We start from the raw sequence: 24,843 nt of genomic DNA, 5'->3' as shown, positions 1-24,843 counted from the left end.
ATGAAAGCCATCAATCGTCTGGTCTCCTTTATCAAAGCCGACCATCGTTATGTGTACCTGGGCACGAGCGTCATCGCGGCGCTCGGACTGGCGTTTAGCCAGCGCAACCCCACGCCGCTGAGCTTCCTGGCCCCCACGGGCGTGTTCCAAGATTGCCTTTGGGCGATCCTGTGGGCGTGGCTCGTCGTGTCGGCGGCGGCGCTGGTCACCAAGCTTATGCACTGGAGCGACTATCGCGAAAAGTCGCCGTTCGCATCCGAGCGTTTCCGTCGTGGAGCACGCTTGGGCAGCTACGTCGCGGTCACCATCGCGGCAGTTTTCTTTATCGACCGCTGCGTCATGTCGTTTATCGACCTGGTGCAGGTGAGCATTGTCTCGGATTCCAACCCCAGCGACTTTTTGTCGAGCCTGGTCTACATGACCTACAAAAGCGGAGACTTCTTCATTCGTGGTATCGAGATCACCATCGCGCTTGCCACCTTCGGCACCGTCATCGCCTTTTTCCTGGCACTGCTCTTTGTGTTTTTGCGCATTCAGACCTTCGATCGCGTGGACAACGACCTGGTGCGCTTCTTTAAGAGCATCGGCCGCGGCTTTACGACCGTCTACTCCACCATCGTGCGCGGCACGCCCATGATGGTCCAGGGCCTGCTCATCTATTACGCGGGCTTCACCGTTTTGCGCGGCATGGGCTTCGAGACCGCCCAGGCCAACCAGATTTGGAGTACCTTTACCGCCGGCCTCGTCACCATCTCGCTCAACTCCACCGCCTACATGATGGAGGTCCTGCGCGGCGGCATCGAGTCCATCGATTCCGGTCAGGCCGAGGCGGCGCGCTCGCTGGGTCTGTCGCAGTGGCAGGCTATGCGTAAAGTCGTGTTTCCCCAGGGCATTAAAAACGCGATTCCGGCGCTCACCAACGAGCTCATCATCAACATCAAGGACTCGTCGGTGCTCTCGGTCATCGGCGTGTTCGACCTCATGTACGCCACTACCACCGTCGCCGGCGTGTACTACCGCCAGATGGAGGTCTACTGCGTGGCACTCGTGGTCTACCTAATCCTGACGCTCGTGGCGAGCCGCCTGCTCGAGGCCTTTGGCAAAAAGCTCGGCGCCGAGGCCCCGGCCACGCTGCCCAGCTCCAACTAGGCTCAAGACGAGGAGAATCATCATGGCAGATACCGCCACTACCGGCGCTGCGGCCGCCGCACAGATCAATGAGCCGCTCATCCGCGTCGAGGGCCTGCACAAGAGCTTCGGCTCGCTCGAGGTGCTCAAGGGCATCGACCTGTCCGTTAACCCCGGCGAGGTCGTTACCATTATCGGCGCTTCGGGTTCGGGCAAATCGACCTTTCTGCGCTGCCTCAACCTGCTCGAGACCCCGGACGCGGGCCATATCTGGTTCCATGGCCAGGACCTCACGGCCGAGCGCTGCAACATCAACAAGCTGCGTGAGGACATCGGCATGGTGTTCCAGGGCTTCAACCTGTTTAACAACATGGACGTGCTCGATAACTGCACGCTTGCGCCCGTCACGCTCAAAAAGATGAGCAAGGCCGAGGCCGAAAAGGTCGCTCTGGAGCATCTGACGAGCGTGGGACTCGAAAAGTTCGCGCACGCCGCCGTGGGTCGCCTGTCCGGTGGTCAAAAGCAGCGCGTGGCCATCGCTCGTGCCCTATGCATGAATCCGCAGATCATGCTGTTCGACGAGCCGACCTCCGCACTCGACCCCGAGATCGTGGGAGAGGTGCTCGAGGTCATGCGCAAGCTCGCTGCCGACGGCATGACCATGGTCGTCGTCACGCACGAGATGGCCTTTGCCCGCACCGTGTCCGATCGCGTGGTCTTTATGGACAAGGGCGTGGTCCTCGAGGACGCCGCGCCGGCGGAGCTCTTTGGCAACCCCAAGCACCAGCGTACCCGCGAGTTCCTCTCGCGCTATCTTGAGGACAAATAACCAACCGCAAATGTTTGCATGGCAGGGCCGTTCCGGTGGGGCGGCCCTCGTCATCACAATCGAAAGGATGTCATGGCCGAGGTTTGGCGCTTCTTTGCGCATGAGGATGATTTTGCCGATTTGGACGAAGTTGGCGCGTGCGAGCGCCTGGGGCGCGTGCTGTCGTTTCCGACCGTTTCGAGTATGGATGCCGAGGCGGTGAACTGGCAGCCGTTCGATGACCTGCGCGCCTATATGCAGCAGGCGTGGCCACATGTGTTCGCGGCGGGCGAGGTCGAACTCATCGACCACTCGCTGCTGGTGACACTTGGCGGTTCCGACCCTGCCCTCAAGCCCGTTATGCTCATGGGCCACATGGACGTGGTCCCCGTGGTGCCCGGCACCGAGGCCGACTGGACGCATGCCCCCTTTAGCGGTCACGTGGACGACACCTACATTTGGGGTCGCGGCGCTATCGACATGAAAGACCAGGTCGCAGGTATTCTCGAGGCGGTTGAGTATGCGTTGGTGCACGGCTGGGAGCACGAGCGGACGCTGCTGCTCGCCTTTGGCCAGGACGAGGAAACCACGCAGTATGGAGCGGGGGCCATCGGCCGCGTGCTCGAGGAGCGCGGCGTTGAACTTGAATACCTGATCGACGAGGGTGACTACCGTATTGTTTCGGCTGCCGAGTACGGCGCGGGCGAGGGCTGGCTTATGCATGCCGACCTTGCCGAGAAGGGCTATGCCGATATCGTGCTCAAGACGAAGAGCGAAGGCGGACATTCGTCCAACCCCTACGGCGGCACATCGCTCGAGGTATTGAGCCGCGCTATCGCCGCAATCTGCGATATCGAGTGGCCGACGCGCGTGACCGATCTGCTTGCCGCGCAGCTTGTCGAGTTGGGGCTCTACACGGCGGATGAGATTGCCGCCAACGGAGGCGTCATTGTTCGCGACTGCCTCGCCAGCAACAAGCTCTATCCGCTCGTGACCACTACCTGTGCGCCCACGCAGATTGAGGGCGGCAGCACTGGCGCCAACGTGATGCCGCAGGATATGTGGGCCAATATTAACTTCCGCATGCTCGAGAGCACGGGCGTGGCTGATGTTGTTGACCGTTGCCGCGAGGCCGTTGCCGCTGCGGGCCTTACCGGGCGCGTGGAGGTCGAACTTGGCCCCGGCAGCTCAGAACCTTCGCCGTCCCCACGTGTTGGCGGACCGGGGCTCGAGGCCGTTCGCACTATTGCCGCCCGCTACTTTCGTGATCAAAAGGGGGCGGAGGAAAACGTACCGAATGCGGCGGGCGGGGCTGCTGTCGGCATTGTGCCCTCAACTGTGATCGGTGCCACCGATGCGGCTAACTATCAGCGTATTTGCTCTGAATGCATTCGCTTTTCGGCGTTTGTGGTCGACGATGACGAGTGCGATCGCGGTGTCCACGGCACCAACGAGCGCATTACCCGCCGTGCCTACCTCCAAGGTGTCCACTTTTTCATCGCCCTGCTTCAAACGCTCTAGAATGTGACAAAGCGACAGTCCCTTTGTTAGCCGTTGTAGTCGTTGGGGACGTTCTTAAACGACTCGTCGTTAAGGAACGTCCCCAACGACTACGTCCACTCATTCCGTGCGGGTTATATGCAGGTTTGCCTGCGCACGCTATCATATATGGGTTAGACCGCAACTATGTACCCTATACGCGAAGGGATACGCATGTATCTGAAAATCGACATGTTCTAGCTGGGCTTACCCCGCAACGGCGCCATGCGCCCCATCAATTCCGCCGATTTTCACCTTCACGCATATAAAGGAGTTCCGCCATGCGCGACAAGCTCGAAAAGATCATCAAGGCCTACGAGGAGCTCGAGAAGAAGCTTTCCGACCCGGCCGTCGCCTCCGACATCAAGGAGTTCACGCGTCTCAACAAGGAGTACGCGCACCAGTCCGACCTCATTGCCGCTGCGCGCGAGTACATCGGCGCGCTCGACGACATCGAGGCTGCCAAAGAAATGTTCCGTGACACTACCGATGCCGACGAGAAGGAGATGCTCCAGATGGACATCTCCGAGAACGAGGACAAGCTTCCCCAGCTCGAGGAAGACATCAAGTACATGCTCATCCCGAGTGACCCCAATGACGACAAGAACACCATCGTCGAGATCCGCTCCGCCGCAGGTGGCGACGAGGCGGCCATTTTCGCCGGTGACCTGTACAAGATGTACCAACGCTTCTGCGAGTCGCGCGGCTGGAAGACCACCGTGCTCGACTCCAGCCCCAGCGAGGCCGGCGGTTTTAAGTCCATCGAGTTCAAGGTCGAGGGCGACCGTGTCTACTCCGTCATGAAGTTCGAGTCCGGCGTGCACCGTGTCCAGCGCGTTCCCAAGACCGAGTCCCAGGGCCGCATCCAGACCTCCACGGCAACTGTCGCCGTGCTTCCCGAGGCCGAGGAGATCGACGTTCAGATCAACCAGTCCGACCTGCGCATCGATACCTACTGTGCCTCCGGTCCTGGCGGTCAGTGCGTTAACACCACCTACTCCGCCGTGCGCATTACCCACCTGCCCACCAATACCGTGGTGCAGTCGCAGGAGCAGCGTTCCCAGATTCAAAACCGCGAGGTCTGCATGCAGATGCTGCGTGCCCGTCTGTACGAGATGGAACTCGAGAAGCAGCAGGCCGAGCTCGGCGCCGAGCGCCAGAGCCAGATTGGCCACGGAAACCGTTCCGAGAAGATCCGTACTTACAACCAGCCCCAGGACCGCGTGACCGACCACCGTATCGGTTTCAACTCCACCTACAACGGCGTCCTTCTGGGCGACCAACTCGGTGCCGTCATCGAGGCGCTTGCCGCCGCCGAGCGTGCCGAGAAGCTGGCACAGGCCGTATAAGTTACGGCGTTTTACCAAACGCCGTAACGGCTCGACGCTGCGCGGGCCGCACCTGTACAATCTGACGTTCAACTTCAAGGGCGCGACCAGAAGGTCAGCGCCCTTTCGTTCCACGTCACCTTGTCTCAAATGCGACCCGCTCGCTGTCCGTCCTCTACCTGCGGCGGGTAGTCATTGGGGACTTATGCTCAACCTGCGGCGCCTTAGAGGCAGTCATTGGGGACGTTCTTAAATGACTAGGTTGGGTAAATTACTTTTCGAGTTTATTTAATCTACTTTGTTGGAAATTAAGCTGCCTGCCTGCTCAAAGTAATTAACAGCCTTCATCTGCAATTGAAAATATTGCTCGAAAAATCGTCCAAGAAGTCGCGGGGCCCTTTTTGGTGCGTCGCACGTCAAGTGATTTGGCAAGTTCTTGGTTAGATATTGGTTAGTTTTGGGGCAACCTTGCCAAAAGCTTGACGAATGCAAATCTAGACGTCGGCGAATGAACACTTTGAGCGAGCCCGGTGCAAAATTCTGGGCTGATTCTCGATAATCGCTTCCAATCGTCTCTCGCCGCGTGCCGCCCTCGCGTACAATCTGCTCCGACATTCGCGCGCCGCCCGGCGCTTAAGAGGGGAGGACCCATGGCAAACGAGATCTGGACCATCAGGCGTTGTCTCGAGTGGACCAAGGAGTACCTAGCCGAGCGCGGCGAAGAGCACCCCCGTCTTTCTGCCGAGTGGCTGTTGTGCGCAGCCACGGGCCTAGCGCGCATCGACTTATATATGCGTATGGACGACACGCTCGATGCAGCGCAGCTCGAGACCATGCACGCGGCGGTTGTCCGTCGCGCCAAGGGCGAGCCGCTGCAGTACATCACCGGCAGCACGCAGTTCCGCATGATCGACGTCGCGTGCGCCCCCGGCGTGCTCATTCCACGTCCCGAGACCGAGATGCTCGTCGAGGAAGTCCTCAATTATCTGGATGCCGAGGTTCTGAGCCCCGAGGCTGTCACCCGCCAGCGCGTAGAGTTGCCATGGAACGACGAGGTCGAGCAGGCGCGTAAAGCCGAAGTCGCATTGGCTGACGAACGCGCGACTGCCGAGCGCCGTGCCGCCAACCTCACGGCTGCCGATGAGGCGGCGTTGGGCGGAGACGTGCTGGGCAGCCGAGCTTATGCCGAGGAGCTGGCCGATCGTGAGGCCGAGGAAGCCGCCGCGCAGGCAGCTGAGGCCGAGACCGCGGAAGTCGCTGAGCCCGAGCTCGACGAATACGGCATTGCCATCGAAGGCGTCGAACAAGAGACGGCCCCAGTGCAGGATGCCGCCGCGTCTGTGCCTGCCGACCCCCGCATTGCCCGCGTTCTCGAGGTCGGCTGCGGCACGGGCTGCATTTCGCTCTCCCTTGCTTGGGAGCGTCGCGGCCATGTCGCCTGCACCGCTACCGATATCGAGCCGCGCGCCATCGACCTGGCCACCAAAAACCGCGATGCACTCGGGCTGACGTCCGATGAGGTCGCCTTCAGCCTCACGAACCTGGTGAGCTCTATCCCCCGCGAGGAGTGGGGCACCTTCGACGTGCTCGTTTCCAACCCGCCTTATATCCCGACTGACGTCATGCGCTCGCTGCCGCACGAGGTCAAGGACTTTGAGCCCGATTTGGCGCTCGAGGGCGGCGCCGATGGCCTTGATATCTTCCGCCGCCTGCTCAATGCGGCGCCCTATATGCTGCGCGCCGGCGGCCTGTTTGCCTGCGAGCTCTATGAGGGCGCCCTCGACGCCGCGGCCGAGCTCTGCCGCCAGGCGGGTCTTTCGGACGTACGCATCGTCCGCGACCTCACCGATCGTCCCCGCATCGTTCGAGCTATCGTCACCGAGCCCAAGCAACGTCAGTAAAGTACGAAGCGTATTGGTGGCGCGGTGGCGAGAGCGCTGCGCCGGAAATGTAAAGAGGCTTGTCACGGCTCAATTACCCCTCACTTTCACCGACTGCTATAGCCGCTCACCAAACCAACATGCGCTGTGGACAAATAGGTTAAACGTTTCGTGCGAGAATGCCCCTCAGTAAACAAACTTTCACCAGAGTGTAAGGGGCTGGCATACACATGCAGACGGTCTATCGGGTATTCGAGGGAGCGCGCGAGCCGCATCGGCTCGCCGTCGAGCGTACGGCCGAGGTGCTCGGCCGTGGCGGCCTGGCCCTGATTCCAACCGAGACCGTCTATGGCGTCGCTGTGGCAGTCAACGCCTTCTCGGACGCCGTGCCCCAAGATACAAGCGAATCTCTGCCGTGGCCGCGCGATCCGCAGGCTGCCGTCAACGGCGCCGCGGTGCCCGCGCTCGGTACCGGCTACCGTCGCATCTTTACCCTCAAGCAGCGTGAGCTCACCCAAACGGTCGCCTGGCTGGTCGATGATGCCGAGGCCCTCGACCGCTACGGCGTGGATATCCCAGAAGAGGCACGCATACTTGCCCGACGATGCTGGCCGGGCGCCCTGACTATTGTGGTCAAGGCGGCTCCCTGCGTGCCGACCTTTATGCGTGCCGCCGACGACACGGTGGCTCTTCGCGCGTCGGCATCGCCCGTGGTACAGGCGCTCATTCGCACCTGTGGCAGCCCACTTGCCTGTACGAGCGCCAATACACACGGCGCGCCCGCGCCGGCAAGCTTTGCCGACGTTGAAGACCGCATTCTAGAAGGGGTCGACGTGGCCGTCGACGCGGGCGAGACGCCGTGCCGCGACGCTTCGACCATCGTGTCGTTCCAGCACGGCGGGCTTCAGATCCTGCGCCAAGGCGCACTTCCCGCATCAGAGATTGAGCGGGTCCTGTTCGACCCGATGCAACAGAAAGGTGTAAGCGATGTCGTTGAATCTGGGCAGCCTGGGCATGGAAGATGCCTCGTTTGACTTTGGCGGTTCCTACATCATGGCGCTCGACTGCGGCACCACCTCGGTACTTGCGACCATCGTCGACGAGTACGGCTGCATCGTCGCCCAAGCGCGCCGCAGCGTCAAAACCAGCTTCCCGCGTCCCGGCTGGGTGGAGCAAGACCCCATGGCGGTCCTTGCCAGCCAGATTGCGGTCATGATGGAGGTTCAGTTTAAGAGCGGGATTCATTCCGATCGCATCGCCGCCATCGGTATCTCCAATCAGCGTGAGACCACGGTGGTATGGGACCGCGTGAGCGGCCAGCCCATCTATAACGCCATCGTATGGCAGTGCCGTCGCACCGCGTCTCTGATCGATAATTTGGTTGAGCAGGGCGCAGAAGAGCTGGTGCGCTCCCGCACGGGGCTTACGCTCGACCCGTATTTCTCGGCCTCCAAGGTGCAGTGGATTCTCGACAACGTTGACGGCGCACGCGAGAGCGCGGCGGTGGGCGACCTCATGTTTGGCACCATCGACACCTGGCTCATCTACAACCTCACCGGCGGTCAGGTTTTTGCCACCGACTACACCAATGCCAGCCGCACGGCACTCTTTAATATCCATACGCTCGATTGGGACGACGACCTGCTGGCGCTCTTTGACGTTCCGCGTTCCATGATGCCCGAGGTTCGCTGGAGCTCGGGCGACTACGGCCGCGTCGCGAGCGACATCATGACCAACATGCCACCCATCATGGGTGTGGCGGGCGACCAGCAGGCGTCGCTGTTCGGCCACTGCTGTTTCCGTCCCGGCCAGACCAAAAACACCTATGGTACTGGTTGCTTTATGCTCATGAACACCGGCGACGAGGTCGTCGAATCCAAGAACGGTCTGGTCTCCACCATCGGTATCGCCGCGGACGGGAAGATCAGCTATGCACTCGAGGGTTCCATCTTTGCCGCCGGCTCCACCATGAACTGGCTTCGCAACAACATGGGCATCATCTCGAGCGTGAGCGAGTCTGCACAACTCGCCGCTTCGATTAACGACAACGAGGGCTGCTACTTCGTTCCCGCCTTTGCGGGTTTGGGCGCTCCCTGGTGGGACCCGCGTGCCCGCGGTATCGTGTGCGGTCTGACCGGCGCCTCGAGCCGTGCGACCATCGTACGTGCCGCCTGCGAATCCATGGCATATCAGAGCTACGACGTGCTGCGCGCCATGGAGCAGGACGTGGGGCTTTCGATCGAACGCCTGTCTGTCGATGGCGGCGCGTCGCGCAACGAGTTCATCATGCAATTCCAGGCCGACCTGCTGGATATCCCCGTGCTGCAATGCGAGACGGTGGAGACCACGGCAATCGGTGCCGCGTACTTGGCGGGCCTTGCCGTCGGCTATTGGGAAGACCTGGAAGAGCTGGAGCAAAATGCCCAGATCGTTAGGACCTTCCTTCCCCACATGTCCGCCGAGCGCCGCGAGCAAAACCTTGCGGGCTGGCGCGATGCGGTCAAGCGCTCACTCAGTACCGCACAGTAGGGCTGCGACGGGCCACTCGATACAGCAAACCGCTAAACTTGTGTATGGCGCGCGGCGGCAACATCGCTGCGCGCCATGCCAGCAAGGTCGTTTTATGGCCGCAACGAAAGGGGCAATCAACTCATGACCGTTACCTACGATGCGTCCCGTGTGACGCTTGTCGATCATCCGCTCGTCCAGCACAAGCTGTCGATCCTGCGCGACAAAAACACCGGCACCAATCAGTTCCGCCAGCTCGTGCGCGAACTCGCGCTTTTTGACGGCTACGAGGCCATGCGCGACCTGCCTATGGAAGACGTCGAGGTCGAGACCCCCATCACTACCGCCACGTTCAAACAGCTCGCCGGCAAGAAACTCGCCATCGTGCCCATCCTGCGTGCGGGCCTTGGCATGGTCGACGGCATCCTCGACCTGGTGCCCTCCGCTCGCGTGGGCCACATCGGTATGGAGCGCGACGAGGTTACCCACGAACCGCATGAGTATTACTGCAAGATGCCCAAGGATATCGACCAGCGCATCTGCCTGGTTGTCGACCCCATGCTCGCCACGGGCGGTTCGGCCGAGATGGCCATCAGCTACCTGCGCGAGCGCGGTGTCAAGGACATCCGCATGCTGTGCATCGTCGCGGCCCCCGAGGGCCTCAAGTCGCTGACCGAGAAGGACCCAGATGTGCATATCTATACCTGTGCCATCGACGACCATCTCAACGAGGCTGCCTACATCGTTCCCGGCCTCGGCGACGCCGGCGACCGCATCTACGGCACGCTCTAGTCGCTGGGCATGGGCAGCTGCACGTGCTCATTCGTGCATGATTGGTGCGTGCGGGTGTACGAGTGACGCCTGCACGCATATTTATGAGTGTCGTCGCAGTCACAGAGGGCCCAAAACGCGCTATACCGTAGGTACGGTATAAAGAGTGTCTTAAGAAAATGTACAGTTGTGTATTAACTTACGTTTTCCCACTTGTCATCGCGTGTTCGGTTCGTACAATAGTCAACAACGCTGTCGCGCTGCGCTTACGCGGGTGCGGCGGCGTTTGTCAAGTACGCTCGTCGGCCATCGCGACCCATTCGTCCTCAGTGCTCGGCCTTTTGTCCGTTTGACACCCCAAGGGGCTAAAGACGCGATTAAGGTTGGGTAACAGTGCATTGATTTTGCAATCATGCGCCCTAAAATACTAGGACGATGTGAGCGGGGTATGGCTCCATGTGGGCTATATGTCGCGAGAAGGGAACGCACATGCCGGTTGAGCTGGCAGGCCACGTGCCGTTCATCGCAACGGGATTCGTCGTCGGTCTTGTTGCATTTTTGCCGTTGTACCTTGCGCTTGCTTCGGTGCTGGCGCATCGACGCGATGCCAACATGACGGTAGGCATGTTGGGTATCATGGTGTCGTTTGCGGTGCTCTTTATGGGCGTCGTAATTGTGCACCTGGTAGCCCCCGTGGCGCTCATCGCCTTTTTGTGCGGCGAGCTCGCCGGGTTTTTGATTTGTTGGATCGTGATCGCCTGCATGGTGATTATGAAGGATTAAAGGCGTTGCCCCACCTTGGTGCGGGCAAACAGGGAAGGTGGAATCTTGGACGCATTTGCCAAGTTACCCAGCGCGATCGCCGAGCTCGTCGCTGAGTTCTCCTCGGCTCCGGTCGTGGGTGACCTTAACGCGGGCCTGACGCAGTACTCGTTCTGGCTGCTTATCGCCGCTGTCGTCATGTTCGTGGTCTTTTTCGCGTTTACTAAGAAGCAGAAGGTTGTCCCCGAGGGCTTCTTCGTTAACGGCGTCGAGTGGGTCATCGAGTACGTGCAGGACGATATCGCCAAGGGTGTCGTTGGCGACAACTGGAAGAAGCACTTCCCGTTTTTGGCCTCGCTGTTCTTCTTTATCCTGATCAACAACTTTATCGGCCTCATCCCCGGCATGAAGCCCGGCACCGGTGCCATCGGCTGTACCGCCGCCCTCGCACTCGTATCGTTTGTGTACTTCATCTATTTCGGTATCAAGAAGCACGGCTTCTTTGGGTACTTCAAGAGCCTCGCCCCTGCGGGCGTCGCCTTCCCCATGAACGTCTTCGTGTGGGTCATCGAGCTCTTCTCGCTGTGCCTGCGCCTGGTCACGCTCGCCGTCCGTCTGTTCTGCAACATGTTCGCCGGCCACATCGTCATGGGCTCGTTCGCCATCATGGCCACGCTCTTTGCCCAGCCGATGCTGGAGCACTTTACGGCCATGAACGCCGTGGGCGCCCTGCCCAGCGTGGCGTGGGTTTTGATTCTTTTGGTAATCTACGCCGTCGAGCTGATCGTTGCCTTTGTTCAGGCATACGTTTTTACGGTCCTCGAGGCCGTGTACATTCAGATCGCAGAGGCTGACGCCCACTAGCGGTCGCATTTATTTGGTGTTCGGAGGCGCGGCACCCGCGTGCGCCTCTACAACATAGGTATTTATCCTGCGCACACGCGCACGACAAAGGAGGAATCGTGGGAGTTATCGGATATGGTCTCGGCGTTATCGGTGCCGGTCTCGCAATTGGTCTTGCAGCATTCGGTGCTACGGGCGCTATGGCTCGTCAGCCTGAGGTCCAGGGCCGTGCCTTCACCGTCTTCATTCTTGCATCTGCATTCACCGAGGCTCTGGGCCTGATCGGCTTCGTCGTTACGCTGATTTCGTAATTGAGCACGAAGGTAGTCGCCATGAAGCATTTCAACCACGCGAAAGTCGCTGCTGCGCTGACGGGCGCCATGCTCGCCATGCCGGTGTCGGCATTCGCCGAGGAGTCTGAGAACAAGGCCGAGATCCTCGTCCCCAAGATGGCGGAATTCGTCCCTGCACTCATTGCCTTCCTCATCATCTTCATCGTTTTGGCCAAGTTCGCCTGGCCGCAGATTCTGCAGACGATGGAAGAGCGCGGCAAGCGCATCAAGGACAGCCTCGATGAGGCTGAGACCACCAAGCGCAAGGCCATCGAGGCCCGCAAGGAGTCCGACGCCCTCCTCACCGACGCCCGTCGTCAGGCTGCCGACATCGTGACCGCCGCCCGTCAGGACGCCGAGTCCGAGCGCGCCCGCATTGTCGCCAAGGCTCACGAGGAGGCCGAGGACATCATTGCCAAGGCCCACGCCAACGCCGAGGACGAGCGCAACTCCATCTATGCCGCCGCTGCCGGCTCCATCGCCGATCTTTCCGTCTCCGTTGCGACCAAGATTGTCGGCGAGGCCCTCGAGAACGACGACGAGCAGCGTCGTCTGATCGAGCGCTACATAAAGGAAGCAGGTAGCCTGAATGCCTAACAGCCGCATGGAGAACAGGGTTCTCGAGACCTATGCACGCACCCTCCTGGAGGCCGCTAAGGCCGAGGGCCGTGTGTTCCGCGATCTTCACGAGCTTGAGGTCATCGCGAACGCCAGCCCCGAGGTGCTTGCTGTCCTCGGTACCGTGTTCGAGCGCGGCCAGCTCGATCTTCTGCCGCAGATTGCATCGGCTTATCGGATGGTAACCGCGACCGACGAGGACGTCGTAGGCGTCACCGTCACCACGGCTGTCCCGCTCGATGACGAGCTGCGCCGCACGATTACCGAGAAATGCGAGGCCGATCTAAAACGCAAGGTGTTCCTGATCGAGAAGGTCGATCCGTCCATCATCGGCGGTCTGATTCTCGAGGCCCGCGGCCAGCGTCGCGACGTTACCGTCAAGACCCAGCTGCGCGCAGCGCGTGAGGCCCTCGGTTCCACGATTTTGAATAACGGAGGTGAAGCCTAGTTATGTCCGATACCCTCAATGCCGAAAGCATCGCCCGCGCCCTGCAGGCGAAGCTCGATGGCCTGGCGGCTACCGTCGACACGCAAGAGGTTTCCCATGTTGACGAGGTTGGCGACGGCATCGCGCGCGTCTCGGGACTGCGCAACGCCATGGCCGGCGAGCTCTTGGAGTTCAAGAGCTCCGAGACCGGCGAGACCGTCTACGGCCTTGCCCAGAACCTCGACCGCGATGAGGTCGGTGCTGTTCTGTTCGGCGCCGTCAACGTCATCAAGGAAGGCGACGAGTGCCGTACCACCGGTCGCGTCATGGATATTCCCGTGAGCCGCGCCATGCTCGGTCGCGTCGTCAACCCGCTGGGTCAGCCCATCGACGGCCTGGGCGATATCGTCGCCACGCACCGTCGCCCCATCGAGTTCAAGGCCCCCGGCGTTATCGACCGCACCCCGGTCTGCGAGCCGGTTCAGACTGGTCTGCTCGCTATCGACTCCATGGTTCCTATCGGCCGTGGCCAGCGTGAGCTCATCATCGGCGACCGTAAGACCGGCAAGACCGCCATCGCGATCGATGCCATCCTCAACCAGCGCGGTAAGGACATGGTCTGCATCTACGTCGCTATCGGCCAGAAGGCCTCTACGGTTGCCAACATCCGTGAGACCCTCGCCCAGCACGGCGCACTCGACTACACCATCATCGTCTCGGCTACCGCTGCCGACTCGGCCCCTATGCAGTACATCGCCCCTATGGCCGGTGCCGCTATCGGCGAGTTCTTTATGTACAACGGCGAGAACGGCGAGCCCGCCAGCGAGACCAACCCCGGCGGCCATGTGCTCGTCATCTACGATGACCTATCCAAGCAGGCTGTCGCCTATCGTCAGATGTCGCTGACGCTGCATCGTCCGCCCGGACGCGAGGCCTATCCTGGCGACATCTTCTACCTGCACTCTCGCCTGCTCGAGCGTGCCGTCAAGATGTCCAAGAAGAACGGCTACGGATCCATGACGGCCCTGCCGGTCATCGAGACCCAGGACGGCGACGTTTCGGCCTACATTCCGACCAACGTCATTTCCATTACCGATGGTCAGATCTACCTGCAGTCCGAGCTCTTCTTCCAGGGCCAGCGCCCGGCAGTCGACGTCGGCATCTCGGTGTCGCGCGTCGGTGGCTCCGCTCAGACCAAGGCCATGAAGCAGGTCGCCGGCAACCTCCGTCTGGACCTTGCCGCCTACCGTGAGCTCGCCGGTTTTACCCAGTTCGGTTCCGACCTGGATGCAGCCACCCAAAAGCAGCTTACCCACGGTGCGCACATGACCGAGCTTCTTAAGCAGCCGCGCTTTAAGCCGTTCGACGTCGCCGAGCAGATCGTTACGCTGTTCGCCGGCAACGAGGGCTTTATCGACGACCTGCCCCTTTCCGAGGTGCTGCCGTTCCGCGCCGAGCTGCTCGAGTACATGAATGCTGGCTTTGGCGGCTTGCTGCAGAAGGTCCGTACCAACAAGATCGACGGCGAGACCAAAGAGCAGCTGCTTCAGGCCATCACCGATTTCAAGAACGAGTACGCCTCCAAGCATGCCTCCACCGCGAGCGCAGCTGAGGGCGCAGAGGAGAACTAAGCTCTATGGCTAACCTTCGCGACATTAAGAAGCGAATCTCCTCGGTCACGAGCACCAAGCAGATCACGCGCACGATGGAGATGGTCTCTACGGCCAAGATCCGTCGCGCGCTCGATCGAGCCACGCAGGCTGAGCCCTACAAGAAGGCGCTCACCGACGTCATGCACACCGTTGCGAGCGATACAGAGACTGTCGGCGACAACCCCATGCTCAAGACGCATGAGGAGTTCAAGCGCGGTCTGATCATCGCGATCACGTCCGATCGCGGTCTGGCGGGCGGCTTCAACGTCAACGTTGAGCGCACCTGCGAGAAAATCGCTCGCGAATGGGCACATGATGGCGCCGAGTGCGAGATCATCGCATGCGGTCGCAAGGCGAGCGAGTATTTCCGCAGCCGTGCCAACACGGTCATGCACTTCGAGGGTTCCTCGGCCGACCCGAGCCTCGAGGATGCCCGCATGATCGCGAGCTATATCTGCGACGAGTACTCCAAGGGTCAGCTCGACCGCGTCGAGATCGTGTACCATCACGCTCGCAACCGCGTCGATCAGGTTCTTCGTACCGAGCATTTGCTTCCGCTCGACCCCGAGATGATCGCCATGGCACATGGCCCGCGCAAGAACGCAGACGAGGGCCCCGAGCGCGTTTCGTCCTCGTTCAAGTTCGTGCCGAGCGCCCAGCATGTGTTGGCTGAGCTGGTCCCCAGCTACATCCTGACCGTCATTCACCAGGCGCTGATCGATTCGGCCGCCGCCGAGCAGGGTGCGCGCCGTAAGGCCATGCACTCCGCCACGGAGAACGCGTCGTCGATCATCTCGACTCTTACCCGTACGTATAACCGCGTGCGTCAGGCTTCCATTACCACGGAGATCAACGAGATCGTGGGCGGAGCCGCAGCATTGGAGGAACACTAATGGCAGATACCACCGTTAAAGCGGCGGTCGAGGAGGCCACGGCACGTCAGACGGCCGGTGAGGGACGTATCGTCCGTATCATCGGCGCAGTTGTCGACGTTAAGTTCGATGGCGCTGTCCCCTCGATCTACAACGCGCTCACGGTCGAGGCCGATACGCCGATGGGTCACATCAGCACCATCCTGGAGGTTGAGTCTCAGCTTCCCGGCGGTGTCGTTCGTACCGTCGCCATGACGTCGACCGACGGCTTGCAGCGCGGCGTCGTCGCGGTCGACACCGGCGCACCCATGAAGATGCCCGTCGGCCCCGAGACCCTCGGCCGCATTTGGAATGTTATGGGCCAGCCTGTCGATGGCAAGCCCATGCCCCAGATCGATGAGTTTTATCCCATCCATCACCCGGCACCTCATTTCGACGAGCTCACTACCAAGACCGAGATCTTCGAGACCGGCATTAAGGCCGTCGACCTGCTCGAGCCCTACATCCGTGGCGGCAAAACTGGTCTGTTTGGCGGCGCCGGCGTCGGCAAGACCGTTCTGATTCAGGAGCTCATCAACAACCTCGCCCAGGAGCATGGCGGCACCTCGGTGTTCACCGGCGTTGGCGAGCGTACCCGTGAGGGTACCGATCTGTTCCTCGAGATGAGCGAGTCTGGCGTTATCGACAAGACCTGCTTGGTCTACGGTCAGATGAACGAGCCGCCTGGAGCGCGTCTGCGCATCGGTCTGGCCGGCCTCACCACCGCTGAGTACTTCCGCGATCGTGGCCAGGACGTCCTGCTGTTCATCGATAACATTTTCCGCTTCTCCCAGGCCGGTTCCGAGGTTTCCGCCCTTCTGGGCCGTATGCCGTCCGCTGTTGGCTACCAGCCCACGCTGGCTACCGAGATGGGCGACCTCCAGGAGCGCATCACCTCGACCAAGACGGGTTCCATCACCTCCGTTCAGGCTGTCTACGTCCCTGCAGACGACCTGACCGACCCGGCTCCCGCCACGACGTTTACGCACCTCGACGCCACGACCGTTCTTTCGCGTTCCATCGCCGAGCTCGGTCTGTATCCCGCAATCGACCCCTTGGCTTCCTCTTCCGACGCCCTGGATCCCTCGATTGTCGGCGAGGAGCACTATCGTGTGGCCGTCGCAGTCCAAGAGCTGCTCCAGGAGTACTCCGACCTGCAGGACATCATCGCCATTCTGGGTATGGACGAGCTTTCCGAGGAGCAGCGCCTTACGGTCAACCGTGCCCGTAAGCTCCAGCAGTTCCTGTCTCAGTCCTTCCACGTCGCCGAGCAGTTCACCGGCAACCCCGGTGTCTACATCCGTGTCGAGGACACGGTCCGCTCGTTTGCCGCCATTGTCGACGGCGAGTGCGACGACCTGCCCGAGCAGGCGTTCCGTTATGCGTCCACGATTGACGACGTGCGCGAGCGCGCCGCCAAGATGGAGGAGAAGTAGTGGCTATGCAAATCCGCATCGTGTGTCCGGAGAGCTGCGCCTATGAAGGCGAGGCGGCATTTGTCGCCCTGCCTTCCACGGACGGTGAGTTCGGCATTCTTCCGCGTCACGCTAGCGAGATCTGCACGATCGATCGCGGCTACGTTCGCGTTTGTGATAAGCAAATGGGCACCGTCGACCACACGTTTGCTGTGGACGGCGGCTATGCCCAGGTTGCGGACGATGTCGTGATTGTCCTCGCCGAGCGCGCTTGCGATTTGGCGACCGTCGATGCCGACAAGCTTAAAGCTGATATTCAAGGTTTTGAAGAGAAGCTGGGTAATTTGTCGGAGGATGATGCACGTCGCGCCTACCTCTATAATGAAATCGCATGGTGTAAGCTCATGCTTGCCCAATAGTCAAACGATTTGGCGTTCGACTATTTGCGAACACATCATGCCCGGGATGGCCCAGCCATCCCGGGCATGCTTTTTGAAAGGGTAGACCTTGGATATTATCCGTGTTGAAGGTGGCCACACCATCGGAGGCTCCGTGCCTGTTTCGGGTGCAAAGAACTCTGCACTCAAACTCATGGCGGCAACGCTTCTGGCACCGGGGAAGACGACGCTGCAGAACGTGCCCGATATCTCGGATGTCCATGTTATGGGCAAGGTGCTCAAGGGTATGGGCGCCAAGATTGACGTTCTCGATGAGCATACGCTCGAGATCGACACTTCTCAGGTTGATTCCTGGGAGGCTCCCTACGAGCTTGTCGCCAAGATGCGCGCCTCCACGGCCGTGATGGGTCCCCTGCTGGGCCGTTTCCATCGTGCCAAGATTGCCATGCCGGGTGGCTGCAATCTGGGTGCCCGTAAGATCGACATGCACATCTTGGGTCTTGAGGCGCTGGGCGTAGAATTCGACACTGCACACGGTTACATCAATGCCAACGCTCCTCAGGGGTTGCGTGGTACCACGGTTACGCTTGAATTTGCCAGCGTCGGCGCTACCGAGAACCTCATCATGGCGGCCGTGCGCGCACAAGGCACTACGGTTATCGATAATGCGGCTCGCGAGCCCGAGATCGTCGACCTTGCCAACATGCTCAACGAGATGGGCGCCAAGATTGTTGGCGCCGGCACGCCCGTCGTGACCATCGAAGGTGTGGACGAACTGCATCCCGTTACCCATCGCGTGGTGGGCGACCGCATCGAGGCCGGCACCTTTATCGTTGCCGGTGCCCTGATGGCCGATGACCGCGGTGTCGACGTTACGGGCTTTTGCCCCATTCACTTGGGCATGGTGCTCAAGAAGATGGAGCTCATGGGTATCGAGTGTGAGCGAATCGAGAATGGCGTTCACGTGAGTCGTGTCGAGCGCATCAGGCCGGTCGATATTCAGACACTTCCGTTCCCGGGCTTCCCGACGGACATGCAGGCGCAGATCATGGTGCTTTCCGCTCTTGCTGATGGCAGCTCTGTGATTACCGAGAATATCTTCGAGAACCGCTTCATGTTCGCGTCGGAGCTGGTCCGTATGGGCGCGGATATCCGCATCGAAAGCCATCACGCCATGATTCATGGCGTCAAGGGATTCTCGGGTGCACAGGTTACCTCGCCTGATCTGCGCGGCGGCGCCGCGCTCGTCGTTGCTGGCCTTATCGCCGACGGCGTTACCGAGGTCTCGGCCATCCATCACATCAAACGTGGCTATGAGCAGTTTGTCGAAAAACTGCAGGCACTTGGTGCAAACGTCGAGCACGCCACTGTTCCCGATCCCGTCATCTACTAATGCAGGTTGCCTATGTTTAATAATAAGAAGCCCTTAGCGGATACTCGAAGACCTTCAACCGGCGCACAGGCCAAGATCTACAGTCGCGATAATGTTGCACGCTACTCCGAGCGCGCTCGTCAGCGCCGCCGCGGCCAGACAATCCGTCGCGTTGCGCTTATCGCCGTGCTTGGCGTGCTGCTGAGCGCTACGACTGCCGCCGGGCTGTGGTTCGCCAACATTATGGGCAAGCTTGGCGATTCCAATGTCATTACCGACAATCTGCGCCATATCTTGGTGGATACCAATGAGGCCAAAGATCCGTTCTACGTGCTTCTTTTGGGTACCGATGGTCGTCCGGGCGAGGACACGTATCGCGCCGATTCAATTATCTTGGCGCGCATCGACCCTACGCAAAAGCAGGCTACGCTTATATCCATTCCACGTGATACCAAGGTTGTCTATAACGGCGAAACCATGAAGGTCAACGCCTGCCATACCTATGGCGGTGCCGAGGCCATGGTTCAAGCGGTCAATGAGCTGTGCGGCGTGCAGATTTCCCACTATGCCGAGGTTAGCTTTGACGGTATGCAATCATTGATTGACTCTGTGGGCGGTATCGACATCAACGCCACCGACGATGTCGATGACCCCGAGCATCTGGACATTAAGATTACGGCAGGCCAGCAGCACATGGACGGTGCTACCGCGCTCACCTATGCCCGTTGCCGCTATACCTATGCCGACGGCGACTATACGCGCATGCGTCACCAACGCCAGGTGCTTGGTGCCCTTGCCAACCAGATTCTCAACAACTTTGATGCTACGAAGGTCTTCGACCTGGTTAATTCGCTGTCCGATATGCTTGTGACCGATATGAGCGTTCAGGACATCGTGTCTACGGTCAATGCTATGCGCGGCATGGATGTCGATGGCATCTATTCGGCGAATCTGCCTTCCTACGCAGATGAAACCACCATGATCGACGGCCAGAGCTATGTCTTTGTCTACGAGGACGAGCTTAAGGAGATGATGGCGCGCGTCGATGCCGGCAAGGATCCTAAGGGACCAAACACCATGGGCCTATCCGACGGAACCAGCTCCACAATCGGTGATTTGAGCAACCATACTTCTGACGATTACGCCTACGGTACGGCCGGTTCGTCGGAAAGCTCGGACGATTCTAGTTATTCGGACGATTCGAGCTATTCGGACGATTCGGATTACAGCTCATATTATTACGAGGAGCCCACTGGCGACGGCAACGGTTACGAAGCCAACTACTAGGGTTGCGCGGGCTTGCCAGCCCGTGCAACGGCTCGACGCTGCGCGCCGCCCAGAGCGACAATTTGTCATTCAAAAGGCAGGGCATGACCAGAATCAATGTCCTGCCTTTTTCATGCCAACTTGTTCGCCCTGGACGTCGCTCGCTGACGTTGATTCAACCAGCGATGCCGACTACTCCCCTTGCACCAAAAAATCGCCCCGTTCTCGGTTTTGAGGACGGGGCGATTTTGCTTACCTAGATTATTCGAGTTCCTTATGCGAAGCGGGCGACGAGCTCTTGCAAGACGTCGGTCATTTTGACAAGCGAGCTGACCGGAACAAACTCATTGACGCCGTGGTAGCAGTAGCCGCCCGTCGAAAGGTTGGGACAGGGCAGGCCGCGGAACGACAGCTGTGCACCGTCGGTGCCGCCGCGAATCGGCAGCACCTGGGGCTCAACATCGCAGGCAAGGAAGGATTCCTTGGCGACATCGATCAGCTCTGGGTAGTCGCGGACAATCTCGGCCATGTTACGGTACTGGTGCTTGATCTCGACCGTTACGCGCTCCTCGCCCAGACGCTGGTTGAGCAGCGCGGCGGCAGCATCCATCAGATCGAGCTTCTGCTGGAACTTGGCGGCATCGTGATCGCGGACGATATAGCGCGCCGTGGCATGGTCGACTGTGGCAGAAACGCCCTCAAGGTGATAGAAGCCCTCGTAGCCCTCGGTGTATTCCGGACGCTGCACGTAGGGGAGCAGGGCATTGAAGTCGCAGAACAGATTGCCCGCGTTAACCATGCGGCCCTTGGCGTCGCCGGGGTGAATGGACTGGCCCTCAAAGCTAACGGTAGCCTCGGCGGCGTTGAAGCACTCCCACTCAAGCTCGCCAACCGGACCGCCGTCGACTGTGTAGGCATACTTACAGCCAAAGTCCTCGATATCCAACAGCTCGGCACCGTGGCCGATTTCCTCGTCCGGGCAGAAACAAATACCAAGCGTGGGGTGGGGCAGGCTGGGGTCTTGTGCAATGCGTGCGACGAGCGCCATAATCTCGGCGACACCGGCCTTATCGTCGGCGCCCAGCAGCGTGGTGCCGTCGGTGCAAACCAGGTCCTCGCCCAAAAGGTTGTTGAGGGCGGGGAGCTTGGCGGTGCTCATGGACACGGGCTTGCCGTCGACGATGCCGCAAACCAGGTCGCCGCCCTCGTAGTGCACAATGTGCGGCGCTACGTCGGCGCCCGGTGCGACCTCGGTGGTGTCGAGGTGCGCGATCAGGCCCAGGGCGGGCTTATTCTCGGAGCCGGCGCTCGCGGGAATGTGAGCGCAGACATAGGCGTTTTCGGTTACATGGGCATCGGTTGCACCAAGCTCGCGCAATTCCTCGGCAAGCACATTGGCAAGATCAAACTGGACGGTGCTCGACGGAACCTGGTCACAGTTGGCATCCTCGGACTGTGTGTTGATCTGGACGTAGCGCAAAAAACGCTCGAGTACGTCGGGGTTCGTGGTGGTGTTTTCCATAGAGACCGCTCCAATCTTGGTTGTCGTGTGCAACAAGAACTCTAGCACGGTATGCCGCGGCATACCGCGACGCTTGGATGGGGTAGAATCAGCCATTGAATGCAGAAGGGACGGATGTTCATGGATACGACAAATAGCTCGCGCGAGCTACATCTAACGGTGGCAAACGAAGACTACTTGGAGTGCATGGTTCGCATCGAAAGCGAGGATGGGGAGACTAATGGCGTGCGGTCGGTCGATATCGCACAGCGCCTTGGCGTTTCGAAGGCATCGGTCAACAAGGCGGTTTCGGCTCTCAAGGCATCCGAACTTGTCGAGCAGTCTCACTACGGCAAGGTTATCCTGACCAACCGTGGGCGCGAGGTCGGTTTGGCTATCTGGTATCGCCATCGCCTGATTCGCACATTTTTGGTCCAGGAGCTCGGCGTCGACTTTGAGCGCGCCGATGCCGAGGCCTGCATGATGGAGCACGCGCTTTCCGAGGACACAATGGTCCGTTGGCTCGCCTATCTCGAAAAGCAGGGAATCAGCATCGAGGAATAGCGAAACATATATATGGATACGAGTTATTACAATCGCTTCGGCGGCGAGGAGCTTATGCGCCGACTTGCCAGCGAGACGCTGCTGGCACAGGGTCCGATGGGCAGCGTGCTGCTGAGTGAATACGGTGCCGCCGATATTCCGCCGGCATTTTGGAACCTCGCCGAACCGCAGACGGTTTCTCGCATCCACCGACTGTATGCCGCCGCTGGTGCACAGGTGCTTATTACCAATACGTTCCAGGCATCGGGTTTTGCGCTCGATCGCGATGAAATCGCTCCATCTATGGCAGAGATCAATCGCGGGGCGGTCGACGATGCCCGCCAGGCAAATCCCCAGCTATTGCTGGGGTCCATGGGACCTATTGCGATTGAGTGGTTTGTCGAGGATTCTTCCGAGTATCGAGAGATTCGCGCAAATGCTCGCGAGCAGGCGTCCGCCCTGCTCAACGCCGGCGTCGACGGGATTCTGGTCGAGACGATCACGTCTATCCGCAATCTGCAGCCCGTGCTCGCCGGTGCCCATGATGCCGCTGATGGCATGCCCGTTCTGGTGAGCTTTGCTATTGATGACAAGGGCGACCTGCTGGGTGATGGCCTAAACATCGAAGGTGCCATCTTGTATGCCGAGAAGCACGGTGCGAGCTCGGTTGGGGTCAATTGCTGCACCCTGACAGCGGCTACCGCTGCGGTACCAAGAATGGTCAAGATAGCCACGACGCCCGTTACTGTACGTCCCAATGCGGGAAATCCGGTCCAAGCGCAAGATGGGCCTGTGTGGCACGAGGACCCCGAAGCTTTCGCGCGCGCATGCGTCGAGTGGAAGCGGGCTGGCGCCGCAATGGTTGGTGGCTGTTGCGGAACCACGGCGATCACGACGGCTGCTATGGCAGACGCGCTCGATATATAGAGTCCTAAGAAAAGCACATTCGAATTACCGCCCCAACCGGGGCGGTTTTTTTGTCTATATGCGCCCTCGACGGCTTTTGCCTAAACGGTGAATGCGTGCGCCGGCGGCTTGCCGAGCGCTCGTTGCGGGTATACCACTTGCGTACCATGATCCAAACACTGCGAGGTGTCTGCGTGTGTGCGCGATAATTCATTTTGGAACTGATGGCTGGCGCGCTCGCGTCGGCGAGGATTTTAACGCTGACAATGTTGCCCGTATCGCTGATGCCGCCGGCGAGCTCTGGCAAAAGACATATCCCGGCAAGACGGTATATATCGGGTATGACACCCGTCCCCGGGCGCGCGAGTTTGCAGAACTTGCAGCTGGCGTGCTTGCGGCCCATGGCCTTGATGCCGTGCTTGCGGCCCGTTTTGTACCCACGCCTGCCATCACGTGGGCTGCCGCATACGATGGCGAGGCGTGCGGGGCGCTCATGGTGACCGGTTCACATCATCCGCAGGGCTATCTCTGTCTCAAACTGCGCATGGGCGATGGTTCCACGGCAAACCAGGACGTCATCGAAGAACTCGAGGCAACGATGGCCGCCGAACCTCTGGGGCTCGAGGAGCAGTATCGCACGGTGGATATCATTCCCGACTATATGCGAGCGGTAGCATCGTTTGTCGATGCCGATGCCATTCGTGCCGCTCATCTGCGCGTGGTGGTCGACCCCATGGGGGGAGCGGCTCAAGGTTATCTTGCCGATTTGCTGCGCGAGCTGGGTGTTGAGGTCCATGAGACTCATGCGGGGCAAGCATCGGATTGGAGGGATATCTGTCCCGATCCCGTAGAGCCGTGGGTGGATGCCTGCGAGCGTGCAGTTATCGAAGACGGTGCGTGTGCCGGCCTGGTGACCGATGGCGATGCTGACCGTATTGGCGCGGTCGACGAGCGCGGTAGATATATACATCCGCATCAGATCATGGCGCTCGTAATGGGCGAATTGGTTCAGTTTCGCAATTTGAAGGGGCGAGTCGTCGTCAATCTATCGTGCTCGACGCTTGTGCGTCGTGTTGCCGAGGCACTCGGTTGCCGCGTGACCGTAAAACCGGTTGGCTTCAAATATATAGCCGCCGAGATGAAAAAAGACGGGGTGCTTATGGGCGGTGAGGAGGCCGGTGGCATTGGCATTGCCGCGCATATGCCCGAGCGTGACGGCATTCTCGCTTGCCTACTCCTGTGTGAGCTCATGGCAAAGACGGGGGCTTCGCTGGGCGTGCTGGTCGATCAGCTCGAGGCGAGTTTTGGAAAAACAAGTTATGGCCGTCGAGATTTACGACTTGAGGCAGAAGATGCCGAGTCGCTGCGCACGCTGCTTCCCGGTGTGAATCCCAAGTCGATTTGCGGCAAGGCGCCGCAGAGCGTAAGTCACATGGACGGCTTGCGTTTGGCATTTGAGGATGATACCTGGCTGTTGGTTCGCCCGAGTGGCACTGAGCCGGTGGTGCGAGTGTACGCCGAGGGCTTTTCGGTGGAGGAGCGCGACGAGTTGCTTGATGCCGGCTGCGCTTTGGCTCGGGGCGCATATCGGCTCTAGCCATGGGGCTGATCAATATAAAGATATGCTCGGCGAGTGGTAGGTAACGACTGGCAAGCGTCAGCTGCGGGTATAAATATGTAGGAGCTGTGTGCAACCAGATTCCCGCCCCCGGGGCCCCTCCGGTCTGGCAATATATCTCCTTGCCGCGCGGCCCGGTCGGACGAGATGGACCGCGGGGCGTGCACCTTGAGAACCGGATACTGCGAGGATGGACACTTACTTCAGTGTCGCATCCGGGCAGACATCGAACCATTTGAAATGGTCTGACTTGGATTCGTTTTTCGCAAGGCCGCCGAGAGGCGGCCCCGAGAAATTCCTTTTCCTATACAGAACCA

At 60.0% G+C, this 24,843-nt stretch carries 23 protein-coding genes; 22 read left to right on the top strand and 1 reads right to left on the bottom strand.

What is annotated here, in order from left to right:
• The 19 genes from ACTQZF_RS07200 to ACTQZF_RS07110 all read left to right on the top strand — a co-directional run bounded on the left by ACTQZF_RS07200 (position 1) and on the right by ACTQZF_RS07110 (position 19,979).
• Positions 1-1,149, top strand: a complete 1,149-nt coding sequence (locus tag ACTQZF_RS07200; RefSeq protein WP_441554929.1) for an amino acid ABC transporter permease — start codon at positions 1-3, stop codon at positions 1,147-1,149.
• Positions 1,150-1,171: 22 nt separating this feature from the next.
• Complete coding sequence (locus ACTQZF_RS07195) at positions 1,172-1,957, top strand: amino acid ABC transporter ATP-binding protein (protein WP_427747814.1); 786 nt, start codon at positions 1,172-1,174, stop codon at positions 1,955-1,957.
• Between the two features lie 72 nt (positions 1,958-2,029).
• Positions 2,030-3,457, top strand: coding sequence for a M20/M25/M40 family metallo-hydrolase (locus ACTQZF_RS07190; RefSeq protein WP_441554928.1), 1,428 nt, complete (start codon positions 2,030-2,032; stop codon positions 3,455-3,457).
• A 299-nt stretch (positions 3,458-3,756) separates the two neighbouring features.
• Positions 3,757-4,824: a peptide chain release factor 1 gene (gene prfA / locus ACTQZF_RS07185; protein ID WP_441554927.1), complete on the top strand. Its 1,068-nt coding sequence runs from the start codon at positions 3,757-3,759 to the stop codon at positions 4,822-4,824.
• Between the two features lie 629 nt (positions 4,825-5,453).
• Positions 5,454-6,704 (top strand): N5-glutamine methyltransferase family protein, encoded by a 1,251-nt coding sequence (locus tag ACTQZF_RS07180; RefSeq protein ID WP_441538259.1) that lies wholly within the window; start codon positions 5,454-5,456, stop codon positions 6,702-6,704.
• Between the two features lie 209 nt (positions 6,705-6,913).
• Positions 6,914-7,717, top strand: a complete 804-nt coding sequence (locus ACTQZF_RS07175) for an L-threonylcarbamoyladenylate synthase (protein ID WP_441554926.1) — start codon at positions 6,914-6,916, stop codon at positions 7,715-7,717.
• Positions 7,671-9,212 carry a glycerol kinase GlpK gene (gene glpK, locus ACTQZF_RS07170; protein ID WP_441554925.1) on the top strand — a complete coding sequence of 514 codons (1,542 nt, stop codon included), beginning with the start codon at positions 7,671-7,673 and terminating at the stop codon, positions 9,210-9,212. Before ACTQZF_RS07175 ends, glpK begins: the two co-directional genes overlap by 47 nt.
• Positions 9,213-9,335: 123 nt before the next feature.
• Positions 9,336-9,983 (top strand): uracil phosphoribosyltransferase, encoded by a 648-nt coding sequence (gene upp, locus ACTQZF_RS07165; RefSeq protein WP_040359658.1) that lies wholly within the window; start codon positions 9,336-9,338, stop codon positions 9,981-9,983.
• A 468-nt stretch (positions 9,984-10,451) separates the two neighbouring features.
• A complete protein-coding gene (locus ACTQZF_RS07160) occupies positions 10,452-10,745 on the top strand; it encodes a hypothetical protein (RefSeq protein ID WP_441031998.1) in 294 nt (97 codons plus the stop codon).
• Positions 10,746-10,790: 45 nt separating this feature from the next.
• Positions 10,791-11,588 (top strand): F0F1 ATP synthase subunit A, encoded by a 798-nt coding sequence (atpB, locus tag ACTQZF_RS07155; RefSeq protein WP_441032000.1) that lies wholly within the window; start codon positions 10,791-10,793, stop codon positions 11,586-11,588.
• Between the two features lie 98 nt (positions 11,589-11,686).
• Complete coding sequence (locus ACTQZF_RS07150; protein WP_303941830.1) at positions 11,687-11,878, top strand: ATP synthase F0 subunit C; 192 nt, start codon at positions 11,687-11,689, stop codon at positions 11,876-11,878.
• A gap of 21 nt (positions 11,879-11,899) precedes the next feature.
• Entirely contained in the window at positions 11,900-12,496 is a 597-nt protein-coding gene (gene atpF, locus ACTQZF_RS07145) for a F0F1 ATP synthase subunit B (RefSeq protein WP_441554924.1), read from the top strand.
• A 7-nt stretch (positions 12,497-12,503) separates the two neighbouring features.
• Positions 12,504-12,965, top strand: a complete 462-nt coding sequence (locus ACTQZF_RS07140; protein WP_441038863.1) for a F0F1 ATP synthase subunit delta — start codon at positions 12,504-12,506, stop codon at positions 12,963-12,965.
• Positions 12,966-12,967: 2 nt separating this feature from the next.
• Positions 12,968-14,575 carry a F0F1 ATP synthase subunit alpha gene (gene atpA, locus ACTQZF_RS07135; RefSeq protein ID WP_427727745.1) on the top strand — a complete coding sequence of 536 codons (1,608 nt, stop codon included), beginning with the start codon at positions 12,968-12,970 and terminating at the stop codon, positions 14,573-14,575.
• A 5-nt stretch (positions 14,576-14,580) separates the two neighbouring features.
• The gene (gene atpG, locus ACTQZF_RS07130) at positions 14,581-15,489 is read left to right on the top strand and encodes an ATP synthase F1 subunit gamma (RefSeq protein WP_441041458.1); all 909 of its coding nucleotides are present in this window, start codon (positions 14,581-14,583) and stop codon (positions 15,487-15,489) included.
• Positions 15,489-16,943 carry a F0F1 ATP synthase subunit beta gene (gene atpD, locus ACTQZF_RS07125; protein WP_427727748.1) on the top strand — a complete coding sequence of 485 codons (1,455 nt, stop codon included), beginning with the start codon at positions 15,489-15,491 and terminating at the stop codon, positions 16,941-16,943. The genes atpG and atpD overlap by 1 nt, the downstream gene beginning before the upstream one ends.
• 5 nt (positions 16,944-16,948) lie before the next feature.
• Entirely contained in the window at positions 16,949-17,341 is a 393-nt protein-coding gene (gene atpC / locus ACTQZF_RS07120; protein WP_427727755.1) for an ATP synthase F1 subunit epsilon, read from the top strand.
• Positions 17,342-17,429: 88 nt separating this feature from the next.
• Positions 17,430-18,713, top strand: a complete 1,284-nt coding sequence (gene murA / locus ACTQZF_RS07115; RefSeq protein WP_441017009.1) for a UDP-N-acetylglucosamine 1-carboxyvinyltransferase — start codon at positions 17,430-17,432, stop codon at positions 18,711-18,713.
• Between the two features lie 12 nt (positions 18,714-18,725).
• Positions 18,726-19,979 (top strand): LCP family protein, encoded by a 1,254-nt coding sequence (locus ACTQZF_RS07110; protein WP_441538264.1) that lies wholly within the window; start codon positions 18,726-18,728, stop codon positions 19,977-19,979.
• A 253-nt stretch (positions 19,980-20,232) separates the two neighbouring features.
• On the opposite strand, the gene pepT is transcribed toward ACTQZF_RS07110, so the two are convergent.
• Complete coding sequence (gene pepT, locus ACTQZF_RS07105) at positions 20,233-21,480, bottom strand: peptidase T (protein ID WP_441554923.1); 1,248 nt, start codon at positions 21,478-21,480, stop codon at positions 20,233-20,235.
• A 120-nt stretch (positions 21,481-21,600) separates the two neighbouring features.
• Here pepT and ACTQZF_RS07100 point away from each other — a divergent pair, with 120 nt between their 5' ends.
• From ACTQZF_RS07100 to ACTQZF_RS07090, 3 genes are all read left to right on the top strand, one after another.
• Positions 21,601-22,023 carry a metal-dependent transcriptional regulator gene (locus ACTQZF_RS07100; protein ID WP_154518396.1) on the top strand — a complete coding sequence of 141 codons (423 nt, stop codon included), beginning with the start codon at positions 21,601-21,603 and terminating at the stop codon, positions 22,021-22,023.
• Between the two features lie 12 nt (positions 22,024-22,035).
• Positions 22,036-22,929 (top strand): homocysteine S-methyltransferase family protein, encoded by an 894-nt coding sequence (locus tag ACTQZF_RS07095; RefSeq protein WP_441554922.1) that lies wholly within the window; start codon positions 22,036-22,038, stop codon positions 22,927-22,929.
• Positions 22,930-23,104: 175 nt separating this feature from the next.
• Positions 23,105-24,505 (top strand): phosphoglucomutase/phosphomannomutase family protein, encoded by a 1,401-nt coding sequence (locus ACTQZF_RS07090; protein WP_441554921.1) that lies wholly within the window; start codon positions 23,105-23,107, stop codon positions 24,503-24,505.
• Positions 24,506-24,843: the final 338 nt, after the last annotated feature.

Source organism: Collinsella sp. LCP19S3_H3 (genome assembly GCF_052119145.1).
Classification (GTDB): Bacteria; Actinomycetota; Coriobacteriia; order Coriobacteriales; family Coriobacteriaceae; genus Collinsella.
Note: the sequence above shows the minus strand (reverse complement) of the source record. Positions and strands in the feature narration are given on the sequence as shown.